Annotated in this window: 13 protein-coding genes; 12 read left to right on the forward strand and 1 reads right to left on the reverse strand. The window is 68.2% G+C overall.

Annotated features, from left to right (window positions below; all coding sequences use genetic code 11):
• Positions 1-24 precede the first annotated feature (24 nt).
• Complete coding sequence (locus EZH22_RS08540; protein ID WP_231711379.1) at positions 25-717, reverse strand: response regulator; 693 nt, start codon at positions 715-717, stop codon at positions 25-27.
• Between the two features lie 212 nt (positions 718-929).
• Here EZH22_RS08540 and EZH22_RS08545 point away from each other — a divergent pair, with 212 nt between their 5' ends.
• From EZH22_RS08545 to EZH22_RS08600, 12 genes are all read left to right on the forward strand, one after another.
• A complete protein-coding gene (locus EZH22_RS08545) occupies positions 930-2,813 on the forward strand; it encodes a M3 family oligoendopeptidase (RefSeq protein WP_231711380.1) in 1,884 nt (627 codons plus the stop codon).
• A 167-nt stretch (positions 2,814-2,980) separates the two neighbouring features.
• Entirely contained in the window at positions 2,981-4,381 is a 1,401-nt protein-coding gene (locus tag EZH22_RS08550; RefSeq protein WP_203195235.1) for a murein hydrolase activator EnvC family protein, read from the forward strand.
• Positions 4,378-5,739, forward strand: a complete 1,362-nt coding sequence (locus EZH22_RS08555; RefSeq protein ID WP_203196462.1) for a S41 family peptidase — start codon at positions 4,378-4,380, stop codon at positions 5,737-5,739. Before EZH22_RS08550 ends, EZH22_RS08555 begins: the two co-directional genes overlap by 4 nt.
• Positions 5,740-5,979: 240 nt before the next feature.
• Complete coding sequence (locus tag EZH22_RS08560) at positions 5,980-6,810, forward strand: transporter substrate-binding domain-containing protein (protein ID WP_231711381.1); 831 nt, start codon at positions 5,980-5,982, stop codon at positions 6,808-6,810.
• Positions 6,811-7,084: 274 nt separating this feature from the next.
• Positions 7,085-7,759 carry an amino acid ABC transporter permease gene (locus EZH22_RS08565; RefSeq protein WP_203195236.1) on the forward strand — a complete coding sequence of 225 codons (675 nt, stop codon included), beginning with the start codon at positions 7,085-7,087 and terminating at the stop codon, positions 7,757-7,759.
• Positions 7,756-8,415: an amino acid ABC transporter permease gene (locus EZH22_RS08570; protein WP_203195237.1), complete on the forward strand. Its 660-nt coding sequence runs from the start codon at positions 7,756-7,758 to the stop codon at positions 8,413-8,415. The genes EZH22_RS08565 and EZH22_RS08570 overlap by 4 nt, the downstream gene beginning before the upstream one ends.
• The gene (locus EZH22_RS08575; protein WP_203195238.1) at positions 8,393-9,118 is read left to right on the forward strand and encodes an amino acid ABC transporter ATP-binding protein; all 726 of its coding nucleotides are present in this window, start codon (positions 8,393-8,395) and stop codon (positions 9,116-9,118) included. The genes EZH22_RS08570 and EZH22_RS08575 overlap by 23 nt, the downstream gene beginning before the upstream one ends.
• Before the next feature lie 261 nt (positions 9,119-9,379).
• Complete coding sequence (locus EZH22_RS08580) at positions 9,380-9,910, forward strand: F0F1 ATP synthase subunit delta (protein ID WP_231711508.1); 531 nt, start codon at positions 9,380-9,382, stop codon at positions 9,908-9,910.
• Positions 9,910-11,439 carry a F0F1 ATP synthase subunit alpha gene (gene atpA / locus EZH22_RS08585; protein WP_203195240.1) on the forward strand — a complete coding sequence of 510 codons (1,530 nt, stop codon included), beginning with the start codon at positions 9,910-9,912 and terminating at the stop codon, positions 11,437-11,439. Before EZH22_RS08580 ends, atpA begins: the two co-directional genes overlap by 1 nt.
• Positions 11,440-11,478: 39 nt before the next feature.
• The gene (locus EZH22_RS08590; RefSeq protein WP_203195241.1) at positions 11,479-12,354 is read left to right on the forward strand and encodes a F0F1 ATP synthase subunit gamma; all 876 of its coding nucleotides are present in this window, start codon (positions 11,479-11,481) and stop codon (positions 12,352-12,354) included.
• A gap of 33 nt (positions 12,355-12,387) precedes the next feature.
• The gene (atpD, locus tag EZH22_RS08595; RefSeq protein WP_203195242.1) at positions 12,388-13,824 is read left to right on the forward strand and encodes a F0F1 ATP synthase subunit beta; all 1,437 of its coding nucleotides are present in this window, start codon (positions 12,388-12,390) and stop codon (positions 13,822-13,824) included.
• A 26-nt stretch (positions 13,825-13,850) separates the two neighbouring features.
• A complete protein-coding gene (locus EZH22_RS08600) occupies positions 13,851-14,084 on the forward strand; it encodes a hypothetical protein (protein WP_203195243.1) in 234 nt (77 codons plus the stop codon).
• Positions 14,085-14,197 lie beyond the last annotated feature (113 nt).

Consider the following 14,197-nt stretch of genomic DNA (forward strand, 5'->3'; position numbering starts at 1 on the left):
CTGACACGGGCTTTTCATCGTCTGTCACTCTGCGGCAACAAACCGCGGTGCCAAAGGTTCCGCGGGGAGGTCTTCGCCTACCGCACCGTGCTCGATCTCCGCCAGCTTGCGGTAGAGGGTGGAGCGGCCGATGCCGAGGCGGCGCGCCGCCTCGGTGAGGCGGCCGCCATACAGGTGGCAGGCGAAGCGGATGGCTTCCGCCTCGATCTGCTCCAGGCGGCGCACGTGCCCGGCCGATTCGAGCAGGGCGAAGGCGTGCTCCTGCGCCGCGTCGCCCGGTGCGGCGGGCGCGGCCGGAGGCGCGAACGGCACCACCGTGCCGGTCCGGATCTCCGCCTCGGGACGCGCCGCCCGCCCGAGCGCGATGGCGTTGGCGAGGGCCACTTCCAGCCGCAGCGCGCCGGCGGGCTTCACCACGAAATCGCGGGCTCCGGCGCGGATGGCGTCGGCGGCGGCATCGAGCCCGGCCGGCGTCACCTGCACCACCACGGGCACGGCGAGGCCCCGCGCCGACATCCGGCGCAGCACCCCCATGCCGTCGAGGCCGGGCAGCACAAGGTCCAGCAGCACGGCGTCGAACCGCTCGAGCGACAGGCGCGCGAGCGCGCCGTCGCCGTCGTCGGCCAGGACGCAGCGGTAACCCTTGCGGGAGAGAGCGGTTTCGAGACGGGCGGCCTCGAGCGAATCGTCTTCGACGATGAGGATGGAAAGCGGCATCAGGGCTGTGACGGAGCACCGGGCGGGAGGGATTCGCTGCGGAGCTTGGGCGGGAGATGGTTAACAAGCCCTGAGCCTCGCGCCGGCCGTGTTCGTCGGGCAGCTTGGGTCGGGCAACCTGGGTCGGGCCGCTTGCGGCGCAGGCCCAATGCGGCGATTTTGTCCCCCGAGCCCGGCGCCGTCGGTGCGCCGCCCCCGTTTGCGGAGGTCCCATGTTTCGTTCGTTCCCGCTGCCGCATCGTTCGCCGGATTTTCACGACGCCTTTGCCCGCCTCTGCCGCGCCGCGCCGGCGACCGTCTCCGCCACCGCCGAGGCGGCCGAGCGCCTGCCCGAGTGGAACCTCTCGGACCTTTACCCGGCCATGGATTCGCCGCTGCTGGAAGCGGACCTGATGGCGGCCGATGCCGAGTGCACCGCGTTCGAGCAGGCCTTCAAGGGCAAGCTCGCGGATCTGCTGGCCGGGCCTGACGCGGGCGGCATCCTGGCCGCGGCGGTGAAGCGCTACGAGGCGATCGACGACCTCATCGGCCGCATCGCCTCCTATGGCAGCCTCGTCTATGCGGGCGACACGTCCGACGCCGCCCGCGCCAAGTTCTACGGCGACATCCAGGAGCGCCTCACCGACGCCTCCACCCATCTCCTGTTCTTCACCCTGGAGCTGAACCGGCTCGACGACGCGGCGCTGGAAGCCGCCATGGCCGACCCGGCGCTGGGGCATTACCGCCCGTGGATCGAGGACCTGCGCAAGGACAAGCCCTACCAGCTCGACGACAAGATCGAGCAGCTGTTCCACGAGAAGGCCAATCCCTCCCGCAGCGCCTGGAGCCGGCTGTTCGACGAGACCATCTCCTCCCTGCGCTTTCAGGTGGACGGGCAGGAGCTCGCCATCGAGCCCACCTTGAACCTGATGCAGGACCCCAAGGAGGAGGTGCGCAAGACCGCCGGCCTCGCCTTGGCGGAGACCTTCGGCAAAAACCTGCGCCTGTTCACCCTCATCACCAACACGCTGGCCAAGGACAAGGAAATCTCCGACCGCTGGCGCGGCTTTCCCGATGTCGCCTCCTCCCGCCACCTCGCCAACCGGGTGGAGAAGGAGGTGGTGGACGCCATGGTGGAGGCGATCCGCGTCGCCTATCCGCGCCTGTCGCACCGCTATTACGCGCTGAAGGCGCGCTGGTTCGGCAAGGAAAAGCTGGAATTCTGGGACCGCAACGCGCCGCTGCCGAAGGTGGAGAGCCGGGACATCGGCTGGAGCGAGGCGAGGGACACGGTGCTCGAAGCCTACGGCACCTTCTCGCCGCGCATGGCGGACATCGCCCGCACCTTCTTCGACAAGTCCTGGATCGATGCCCCGGTGCGGCCCGGCAAGTCGCCCGGCGCCTTCGCCCATCCCACCGTGCCGTCGGCGCACCCCTACGTGCTGCTCAACTACCAGGGCAAGCCGCGGGACGTGATGACGCTGGCCCACGAGCTCGGCCACGGGGTGCACCAGGTGCTGGCGGCCCGCCAGGGCGCGCTGATGGCGCCGACCCCGCTGACGCTGGCCGAGACCGCCTCCGTCTTCGGCGAGATGCTCACCTTCCGCCGGCTGCTCGCCGGTGCCGAGACCCCGCGGGCGCGCAAGATCATGCTCGCGCAGAAGGTGGAGGACATGATCAACACGGTGGTGCGCCAGACCGCCTTCTACACCTTCGAGCGCAACGTCCACACCGAGCGCCGGCAGGGCGAGCTGACGTCGGAGAAGGTGGGCGAGATCTGGATGCAGGTGCAGAGCGAGAGCCTCGGCCCGGCCATCCACCTGAGCGCCGGCTACGAGACCTTCTGGACCTACATCCCCCACTTCATCCACTCGCCCTTCTACGTCTACGCCTATGCGTTCGGCGATTGCCTGGTGAACTCGCTCTATGCGGTCTACGAGAAGGCGGCGGACGGCTTTGCCGAGCGCTATCTTGAAATGCTGTCGGCCGGCGGCACCCGGCACCACGCCGAGCTGCTCGCCCCCTTCGGCCTTGATGCGCGCGACCCGGCCTTCTGGCAGACCGGCCTCTCGCTCATCGACCGGATGATCACCGAGCTGGAAAGCATGGAGGGCTGACGCCTGCGGGCGGCCCTGCCGGGCGCATGTCCGGGCGGGGCGGATGCCGGCCCGCAGCAAGAAGATGCGCCGAGCCGAAGCCCGGGAGCATGCGCGATGCGGAAAGCTCCCGGGAGCGCGGGCGCGGCTTTACCAGTCCTAAACCATGCGGCCTCAAGGATGGGGCCATGACCTCAAGGGCCGCCCTGTTCCTGTGCGCGGTGCTCGCCGGCTGCGTGCCGGCGGCGACGGTGGCGCGCGCGCAGTCGGCCTCTCCGCCCGCCACGCCATTGCCCGTCGCGCCATTGCCGCAGCCGGTGCCCAACCGCACCGGCATCGATACGGATGCGCTGAAGAGCGACGTGCGCGGCGCCCAGGAGGCGCAGGCGCGCCTGCGGGCCGACCTCGACGCGGCGAAGGGCGATCGCGGCCGCCTCAACCAGATGCTGCTGGAGACCGCCACCCGCAGCCGTGGCGTGGAACAGCAGCTCACGGACGTGGAAGGGCGCATCACGGTACTCGACCAGTCCGCCACCGAGCTGTCCGCCTCCCTTCTCAAGCGGCGCGGCGTGCTGGCCCAGGTGCTGGCGGCGCTCATGCGCATGGGCCGCGAGCCGCCGCCGGCCTTGCTGATGCGCCCGGACGACGCGCTCGACGCGGTGCGCTCGGCCATCCTCCTCGGCGCCCTCCTGCCCGAGCTCAGGGTGGAGGCGGAGACGCTGGCGTCCGACCTGTCGGAACTCGCGCGGGTGCGCACCGAGCTCGCCTCCTCCCGCGAGGCGCTGACCCGCCTGCGCGGCGAGCTGGAGGAGGACGGGCGGCGCCTCGCGGCCCTGGTGACGGAACGTCAGCGCCGCCAGGCGGAGGAGCACCCGGTGCCGCCGGCCGAGAAGGCGCAGGCCGACCAGCTGGCCAAGGCCACCGCCGACGTGCACGATCTCGTGACCCGGCTGGAGAGCGAGGTGGCCCCGGCCGCCCGCGCGGCGGATGCGGCAAATGCCGTCGCCCGCCCGCCGGAAGTGGCGAAACCCGACCTCGCGGCGCTGAAGGATCCGGCGCGCATCACTCCCGCCGTTGCATTCTCCCAGGCTAAAGGCTTGCTGCCGCTACCGGTCGCCGGGGTGACGCTGCGCAGCTTCGGGGCGCCGGACACGGTCGGCGGCAACGAGAAGGGCCTCACCATCGCCACCCGTGCCGGTGCCCCGGTGAGCGCGCCCGCGGACGGGTGGGTGGTCTATGCCGGACCGTTCCGAAGCTACGGGCAACTCTTGATCATCAACGCGGGCGGCGGGTACCATATCCTCATGGCAGGCATGGAACGGATCACCGTCGAGCTCGGCCAGTTCGTCCTGGCGGGCGAGCCGGTGGCGGTGATGGGCAGCGCCTCGCGTTCCCCGGCGGCGCCGGTGCGCGGTGCCGGCGGGCCGGGTGCGCCGGCACAGGGTTCGCCTGCACAGGGTTCGCCCGCACAAGGCGCTGCTGTGGCCACGGGACAGCCCCAATTGTATGTCGAGTTCCGCAAAGACGGAGTCTCGATCGACCCCTCCCCCTGGTGGGCGGCAACGGATAGCCAGAAGGTACGTGGATAATGCGTCGTACGTCTCTATTTCTCTTCGGCGTTGCGGCGGGTGCCCTCGTGGCCGTTGCCGCGGTTCAGCCACGGGCCTTCATCGGCATCGCATCGGGGGCGTCGTCGTCCGACGTCTACCAGAAGATCGACCTGTTCGGCGAAGTGTTCGAGCGCGTGCGCTCGGACTATGTCGAGAAGCCCGATGACGGCAAGCTGATCGAGGCCGCCATCAACGGCATGCTCCAGTCGCTCGACCCGCATTCGTCCTACATGGATCAGAAGAGCCATCAGGACATGGAGGTGCAGAATCGCGGCGAGTTCGGCGGCCTCGGCATCGAGGTGATCATGGAGGACGGCCTGGTGAAGGTGGTGTCCCCCATGGAGGACAGCCCCGCCGCCAAGGCCGGCGTGATGGCCGGCGACCTCATCACCAAGCTCAATTCCGACCAGGTCCAGGGCATGACCCTGAACGAGGCGGTGGACAAGATGCGCGGGGCGGTGAACACCCCCATCACGCTCACCATCCAGCGCAAGGGCATGGACAAGCCGGTCGAGCTCAAGATCGTCCGCGACACCATCAAGATCCAGACGGTGCGTTCGCGGGTCGAGGCCGACGACATCGGCTACATCCGCATCAACACCTTCCAGAGCGCGCAGACCACCGAGATCCTCAAGGAGGCCATCCGCAACCTCACCGCCAAGATCGGGGCGGACAAGCTGCGCGGCTTCATCATCGACCTGCGCAACAATCCCGGCGGCCTCCTCGACCAGGCGGTCGAGGTGTCGAGCGTGTTTCTGAACCGCGGCGAGGTGGTGACCACCCGTGGCCGCAACCCGGACGACACGCAGCGCTTCAATGCGCGCGGCGGTGACGTGACCAAGGGCGTGCCGGTGATCGTGCTCGTGAACGGCGGCTCGGCCTCCGCGTCCGAGATCGTGGCCGGTGCCCTCCAGGACCACAAGCGCGCGACCATCATCGGCTCGCGCACCTTCGGCAAGGCCTCGGTGCAGACCGTGATCAAGCTCGGGCCGGGCGGCTCGAACGGCGCCCTGAAGCTGACCACCGCCCGTTACTACACGCCCTCGGGCCGCTCCATCCAGGCCAAGGGCATCGATCCGGATATCGTGCTGGTGCAGGACCTGCCGGACGACCTCAAGGCGAAGCTCGGCGGCGCCGCCGACGCCACCCGCGGCGAGGCCTCCCTGAAGGGCCACCTGAAGAACGGCGAAGACGAGCAGACCGGCTCGCCGGCCTACGTGCCGCCGGACCCGAAGAACGACAGCCAGCTCAAGCTGGCGGTGGAGCTGATGAAGGGCGACGTGAAGAACGCCGCCTACCCGGCGAACCCCGCCAACAAGTCCACCAAGGCCAACTGAGGCCGGAGCCGGCTCCGGCCGGCCAGCGGCGCAAGGGTTGCGCTGCCTACGACTTGTGCAGATGCCCCGTCCGAGCCATCGGACGGGGCATCTTTCGTTTCGGGGCGCTGCCGTTTTCGCGGGCAAGATGGCTGCGCCGCAGTGACGGGCCCGACCCGTGGTCCTTCCGCCCGCCTTGGCACAGGGCTTGCTCAATTCGTCCCAACGCGCCACCGGCGCAGCGGGAGAAGGGGCAGGAAAATGCGCACGGATCACAACCGTTTCGGTCGGAGGGGCGCCGTCGGGGCGGTCCTGCGCGGCGCCCTGCTCGCCGCACTCCTGCCGGCCGGGCTGGCCCTGTCCAGCGCCGGCGCGCGGGCGGAGGCCCTCGCCGACATCATGAAGGCCGGTGTCATCAAGATCGCCGTGCCGCAGGACTTCCCGCCCTTCGGCTCCGTGGGCACCGACCTGAAGCCCGTGGGCTACGACATCGACGTCGCCAACCTCATCGCCAGCAAGCTGGGCGTGAAGGCGGAGCTGGTGCCGGTGACCAGCGCCAACCGCATCCCCTATCTGCAGACCAAGAAGGTGGACCTCGTCATCTCCAGCCTCGGCAAGAATCCGGAGCGGGAGAAGGTGATGGATTTCTCGGTGGCCTACGCCCCCTTCTTCAACGGCATCTTCGGCCCGGCGGACGTGAAGGTGGAGAAGGTGGAGGACATCGCCGGCATGACGGTGGGCGTCACCCGTGGCTCGGTGGAGGACCTGGAGCTGACCAAGGTCGCCCCGCCCACCGCCGAGATCAAGCGCTACGAGGACAACAATTCCACCATCTCCGCCTTCCTGTCGGGCCAGGTGAAGGTGGTGGCCACCGGCAACGTGGTGGCCGCCGCGATCCTCGCGCGCAACCCGCCGAAGAAGCCGCAGGTGAAGGTGCTGATCAAGAACTCGCCCTGCTATGTCGGCCTCAACAAGGACGAGCCGAAGCTGCTGGAGAAGGTGAACGCCATCATCACCGCCGCCAAGGCGGATGGCAGCCTGGAGAAGATCTCGCAGAAATGGCTGGGCGCTTCGCTGCCGGCGGACCTGTGAGGGACATTCGTGCTCCGGCCGGCTGAAGCGTCAGCGGCGGCAGGGGCGGAGCCCGGTGCAGGCGTTCGCCGAGGGCGCTTCTGAACCTTCGGCCCGCCGAAAACGACTGCCGCGCGGACGTCTCGCGCGGAGCCCGGTTCGCGTGCCGCCGACGCCCGCGCGTCCGGGACGCGGGGCGGCATCGCGCAGTGGCCCCGCGGGGGGCGGATGAGGGGAAGCCATCGCCTTCCGGGACCTGCACGGCCCGCATGGCGCATGGGGGGAAAGGGCGCAGATGGCCTACAGCTTCGATTTCTCATCCCTCGGCGACTATGTGCCGGTGATCGCCAAGGGCGTCGCCGTCACCGTGGAGCTGATTGTCGTCGGCGGTGCCATCGGGGTGGCGGTGGGCATCGCCTGCGCCTGGGCGCGGGCGCTGGGGCCAGGCTGGCTGAAGCCCATCGTCTCCGCCTATGTGGAGCTGATCCGCAACACGCCGTTCCTGATCCAGCTGTTCTTCATCTTCTTCGGCCTGCCGGCGGCCGGGGTCTCGCTGACCGAGATGCAAGCGGCCATCCTCGCCATGGTGGTCAATCTCGGCGCCTATGCCTGCGAGATCATCCGCGCCGGCATCGAGGCGACGCCGCGCGGGCAGTTCGAGGCGGGCGCCTCCCTCGCCATGAGCCCGCTGCAGACCTTCCGCCACGTGGTGCTCGTCCCCGCCTTGCAGAAGATCTGGCCGGCCCTCTCCTCGCAGATGGTCATCGTCATGTTCGGCTCGGCGGTGTGCTCGCAGATCTCGGTGGAGGAGCTGACCTTCGCCGCCAACTTCATCCAGTCGCGCACCTTCCGCGCCTTCGAGGTCTATATCCTCGCCACCCTGATCTACCTTCTGCTCGCGGTGTTGCTGCGGCAGGCCATGCGCGGCATCGGCCTCATCCTCTTTCCGCGCCGGAGGGCCGCAAGATGACCGCCTTCTCCACCTGGGACATCGTCTCGAACCTGCTTCTGGCCGCCCGCTGGACGGTGCTGCTCTCCCTTGCCGCGTTCGTGGGCGGGGGCGTGGTCGGGCTCTGCGTCCTTTATGCCCGCATCGCCCGGCGGGCGTGGCTGCGGCGGGCGGCGGCGCTCTATATCGAGCTGTTCCAGGGTACCCCGCTGCTGATGCAGCTGTTCCTGATCTTCTTCGGCCTGCCGCTGCTCGGCCTCGACGTCTCGTCCTGGGCGGCGGCCGCCGTCTCGCTCACCCTGTGGACCTCCGCCTTCCTCGCCGAGATCTGGCGCGGCTGCGTGGAATCGATCCCCAAGGGGCAGTGGGAGGCGTCCTCGTCCCTGGCCATGACCTTTCCCGAGCAGCTGCGCCACGTGATCCTGCCCCAGTCCCTGCGCATCGCCGTGCCGCCCACGGTGGGCTTCTCGGTGCAGGTGGTGAAGGGCACGGCGCTGACCTCGATCATCGGCTTCGTCGAGCTGTCGAAGGCCGCCACCATCATCACCAACGCTACGTTCGAGCCGTTCACCGTCTATGGCTTCGCCGCCCTCATCTATTTCGCCCTGTGCTGGCCCCTTTCGAAGTCGAGCCAGATCCTGGAGAGGAAGCTGAATGTCGCTCATCACCATCACTGAGGTGCGCAAGAGCTTCGGCCAGAACGAGGTGCTGAAGGGCATCAACCTCGACGTCGCGCCGGGCGAGGTCATCGCCATCATCGGCAAGTCGGGCTCGGGCAAGTCGACGCTGCTGCGCTGCATCAACGGACTGGAGACCATCAATGACGGCTCCATCACCGTGGCCGGCGCCCAGCTCCTGCCCGACGAGGTGCACCTGCGGGCGCTCCGGCTCAAGGTCGGCATGATCTTCCAGGGCTTCAACCTGTTCCCCCACCTCACCGCCGGGCGCAACGTGATGCTCTCGCCCATGGTGGTGAAGAAGGTGAAGGAGAAGGAGGCCGAGGCGGAGGCGCGCGCCCGCCTGGAGCAGGTGGGCCTGGCCCACAAGTTCGACGCCTATCCGGACCAGCTCTCCGGCGGCCAGCAGCAGCGCGTCGCCATCGCCCGGGCGCTGGCCATGAAGCCGCTCGCCCTGCTCTGCGACGAAATCACCTCCGCCCTCGACCCAGAGCTGGTGAACGAGGTGCTCGCCGTGGTGAAGAGCCTCGCCGAGGAAGGGATGACGCTGCTCATGGTGACCCATGAGATGCGCTTCGCCCGCGAGGTGTGCGACCGCGTGGTGTTCATGCACCAGGGACGGGTGCACGAGATTGGCCCGCCCGAAGAAGTGTTCGCCCATCCGCAGACCACCGAGCTGAAGCAGTTTCTCGGCACCGCATAAGGCCTTGGGCGGGGGTGGCGGCGGTAACACGGGCTCCCGGTGCGGCAATGCGGCCTAGGTGCCATCCTTCGGTCATGTTGCCGCCCAGATCGCCCTGTGTTAGGCACACCGGGATTTCGAGGGGCGGGTTCAGCCCTCTCGCGGGGTCAATTTTGAATATTCCCAACAGATCAAGGGCTTGGGCCGTCGCGGCACACGGTGTGCCGCTTCTTCCTGGAAGTCCGAGAGAGGTGCGGGGTGGCGGATACGATCGTGTCAGGCATGGCGGGGCGCTACGCGACCGCGCTGTTCGAACTGGCGACTGAGGCCGGCGCGGTCGATTCCGTCAAGGCGGATCTGGACCAGCTGTCGGTGATGATTGCGGAAAGCGCGGATCTGGCGCGGCTGGTGAAGAGCCCGGTCTTTTCGGCCGAGGAACAGCTGAAGGCCATCTCCGCGGTCCTGGATCGGGCGGGCATTTCCGGCCTGTCCGGAAACTTCGTGAAGCTGGTGGCGCAGAACCGCCGCCTGTTCGCGCTGCCACGCATGATCGTGGATTACGCCGCCATCGTCGCCGCCCATCGCGGCGAGACGACGGCGCAGGTGACGGTGGCCACGCCCATGAGCGATGCGCACCTCGCCGCGCTGAAGGAGACGCTGGCGGAAAAGACCGGCAAGGACGTGAATCTCGACGTGACCGTCGATCCGTCCATCCTCGGTGGTCTCATCGTGAAGCTCGGCTCCCGCATGGTCGACGCCTCGCTCAAGACCAAACTCAATTCTATCCGGCATGCGATGAAAGAGGTCCGCTGATGGACATTCGAGCCGCTGAAATTTCTGCCATCCTGAAAGAGCAGATCCAGAACTTCGGCCAGGAAGCCGAGGTGTCCGAGGTCGGGCAGGTTCTCTCCGTCGGTGACGGCATCGCCCGCGTCTATGGCCTCGACAACGTCCAGGCCGGCGAGATGGTCGAGTTCGAGAACGGCACGCGCGGCATGGCGCTGAACCTCGAAATCGACAACGTAGGTATCGTGATCTTCGGTTCCGACCGCGAGATCAAGGAAGGCCAGACCGTCAAGCGCACCGGCGCCATCGTCGACGCCCCGGTCGGCAAGGGCCTGCTCGGCCGCGTCGTGGATGCCCTCGGCAACCCGATCGACGGCAAGGGCCCGATCATGTTCACCGAGCGTCGCCGCGTCGACGTGAAGGCGCCGGGCATCATCCCGCGCAAGTCGGTGCACGAGCCGATGCAGACCGGCCTCAAGGCCATTGATGCGCTGATCCCCATCGGCCGCGGCCAGCGCGAGCTGATCATCGGCGACCGCCAGACCGGCAAGACCGCCGTGGCGCTCGATTCGATCCTCAACCAGAAGCCCATCAACCAGGGCACGGACGAGAAGGCCAAGCTCTACTGCGTGTACGTCGCGGTGGGCCAGAAGCGCTCCACCGTCGCCCAGTTCGTGAAGGTGCTGGAAGAGCAGGGGGCGCTGGAATATTCCATCATCGTGGCCGCCACCGCCTCGGACGCGGCGCCGATGCAGTTCCTGGCGCCGTTCACCGGCACCGCCATGGGCGAGTATTTCCGTGACAACGGCATGCATGCCCTCATCATCCACGACGACCTGTCCAAGCAGGCCGTGGCCTACCGCCAGATGTCGCTGCTGCTGCGCCGCCCGCCGGGCCGCGAGGCTTATCCCGGCGACGTGTTCTACCTCCATTCCCGCCTGCTGGAGCGCGCCGCCAAGCTCAATGACGAGCACGGCGCCGGCTCGCTGACCGCCCTGCCGGTGATCGAGACCCAGGCCAACGACGTGTCGGCCTACATCCCGACCAACGTGATCTCCATCACCGATGGGCAGATCTTCCTTGAGTCCGACCTGTTCTACCAGGGCATCCGCCCGGCGGTGAACGTGGGCCTGTCGGTGTCGCGCGTGGGCTCCTCGGCCCAGATCAAGGCGATGAAGCAGGTGGCGGGCAAGATCAAGGGCGAGCTCGCCCAGTATCGCGAGCTCGCCGCCTTCGCCCAGTTCGGCTCCGACCTCGACGCCTCCACGCAGAAGCTGCTCAACCGTGGCGCCCGCCTCACCGAGCTGCTGAAGCAGAGCCAGTTCTCGCCTCTCAAGGTGGAAGAGCAGGTGGCGGTGATCTTCGCCGGCACCAACGGCTATCTCGACCCGCTGCCGGTCTCCAAGGTGCGCGAGTTCGAGCAGGGCGTCCTCCTGGCGCTGCGCACGCAGCACCCGGAGATCCTCGAGGCGATCCGGACCTCGAAGGAACTCAGCAAGGACACCGCCGAGAAGCTGACCAAGGCCCTCGACGCCTTCGCCAAGAGCTTCGCCTGAGCGGCGCCCTTCGTTCCTCGAACCTGACGGACGGGCGCGATGGCGAGCCTGAAAGACCTTAGAAACCGCATCGCCTCGGTGAAGGCGACGCAGAAGATCACCAAGGCGATGCAGATGGTCGCCGCGGCGAAGCTGCGTCGCGCCCAGATGGCGGCGGAAGCGGCCCGTCCCTATGCCGAGCGCATGGAGACGGTGCTGGGCAATCTCGCCGCCGGCATCGTCGGGGCGGGGCAGGCGCCGGTGCTGATCTCCGGCACCGGGCAGTCGCAGAAGCATCTCCTGCTGGTGTGCACCGGCGAGCGCGGCCTGTGCGGTGCCTTCAACACCGCCATCGTGCGGCTCGCCCGCGAGAAGGCGCAGCAGCTCCTCGGCGAGGGGAAGGACGTCAAGTTCTTCTGCGTCGGCCGCAAGGGCTACGACCAGCTGCGCCGGACCTACCCGGACCGCATCATCGAGCTCGTGGACCTGCGCACCGTGCGCACGCTCGGCTTCAAGAACGCCGACGACATCGCCGGCCGGATCCTGTCGCTGCTCGACCAGGGCGCGTTCGATGTGTGCACGCTGTTCTACTCGCATTTCCGCAGCGTGATCTCGCAGGTGCCCACCGCCCAGCAGATCATCCCCGCCAGCTTCCCCGAGCGGGACGAGAGCGAGGCCGGGCCGGTCTACGAGTATGAGCCGACGGAAGAGGAGATCCTCGCGGACCTCCTGCCGCGCAACATCGCGGTGCAGATCTTCCGCGCGCTCCTGGAAAACCAGGCGTCCTTCTACGGCTCGCAGATGAGCGCCATGGACAACGCCACCCGCAATGCGGGCGACATGATCAAGAAGCAGACGCTGATCTACAACCGGACGCGTCAGGCCATGATCACGAAAGAACTTATCGAAATCATCTCCGGCGCCGAAGCGCTCTGACCGCGGCGTGGACGAGGACAAAGGACGACGAACATGGCGAATCCCACCGGACGCATCACCCAGGTCATCGGCGCCGTTGTCGACGTGCAGTTCGATGGCCATCTGCCGGAAATCCTGAACGCGCTTGAGACCACCAACCACGGCAACCGCCTGGTGCTCGAAGTGGCCCAGCATCTCGGCGAGAACACCGTTCGCACCATCGCGATGGACGCCACCGAGGGCTTGGTGCGCGGCCAGCCCGTCACCGACACGGGCTCCCCCATCCTGGTGCCCGTCGGCGAGGCGACCCTCGGCCGCATCATGAACGTGATCGGCGAGCCGGTGGACGAGCTCGGCCCGGTGGTCGGCGACGCCAAGCGCGCCATCCACCAGCCCGCCCCCTCCTATGCGGACCAGTCCACGGAAGCCGAGATCCTGGTCACCGGCATCAAGGTGGTGGACCTGCTGGCGCCTTACTCCAAGGGCGGCAAGATCGGCCTGTTCGGCGGCGCCGGCGTGGGCAAGACCGTGCTGATCATGGAGCTGATCAACAACATCGCCAAGGCGCACGGCGGCTATTCGGTGTTCGCCGGCGTCGGCGAGCGCACCCGCGAGGGCAACGATCTCTATCACGAGATGATCGAGTCCAAGGTGAACGTGGACCCGCACGAGCATGACGGCTCGGCCGCCGGCTCCAAGTGCGCCCTGGTCTACGGCCAGATGAACGAGCCTCCGGGCGCCCGCGCCCGCGTGGCGCTGACCGGCCTCACCGTTGCCGAGCACTTCCGCGACCAGGGCCAGGACGTGCTGTTCTTCGTGGACAACATCTTCCGCTTCACCCAGGCCGGCTCGGAAGTGTCGGCGCTGCTCGGCCGCATTCCCTCGGCGGTGGGCTACCAGCCGACGCTCGCCACCGACATGGGCGCCCTGCAGGAGCGCATCACCACCACCACCAAGGGCTCGATCACCTCGGTGCAGGCCATCTACGTGCCCGCCGACGATCTGACCGACCCGGCGCCCGCCGCCTCCTTCGCCCATCTGGACGCCACCACCGTGTTGTCCCGATCCATCGCGGAAAAGGGCATCTACCCGGCGGTGGACCCGCTCGACTCGACCTCGCGCATCCTCTCGCCGCTGGTCATCGGCGAGGAGCACTACAACGTGGCGCGCCAGGTGCAGCAGACGCTGCAGCGCTACAAGGCGCTGCAGGACATCATCGCCATCCTCGGCATGGACGAGCTGTCGGAAGAGGACAAGATCACGGTCGCCCGCGCCCGCAAGATCGAGCGCTTCCTCTCGCAGCCGTTCCATGTGGCGGAAGTCTTCACCGGCTCGCCCGGCAAGCTGGTGGACCTGAAGGACACCATCTCCGGCTTCAAGGGCCTGGTGGAAGGCAAGTACGACTACCTGCCGGAACAGGCCTTCTACATGGTGGGTTCCATCGACGAAGCCATCGAGAAGGGCAAGAAGCTCGCCGCCGAGGCGGCGTGATCCCCTGAGCGGGGTGGAGGACTGAGATGAACACCAAGATCCTCTGCCTCGTTCTCGGTCTCGCGGCGGGCGGCCTCGTCGGCTGGCTCACCCGCCCGCAGGTGGCGGAAATCCACCTGCCGGGCATCGACATCAAGCTCCAGGGCGAGCGCCCGGGCGGCGGCTTGACCTCGGAGCAGTCCCGCCACATCGGCATTGCCGCCGTGGTGGGCGCGATCATCGGGCTCGGCGTCGGCTTCGTGGCCGACCGCCGACGCTGACGCCCGCGACGGGCGCCGAGGAGCCGGACCTGCGGGGGCGGAACGACCGCTCCGGCATGGCGGCTCCCCGCATGGGACAATGAAGGCCGCCGGGCGCGATCGCGCCGGGGCGG

Origin of the sequence: Xanthobacter dioxanivorans, from assembly GCF_016807805.1 — a bacterium.
Lineage (GTDB): Bacteria > Pseudomonadota > Alphaproteobacteria > Rhizobiales > Xanthobacteraceae > Xanthobacter > Xanthobacter dioxanivorans.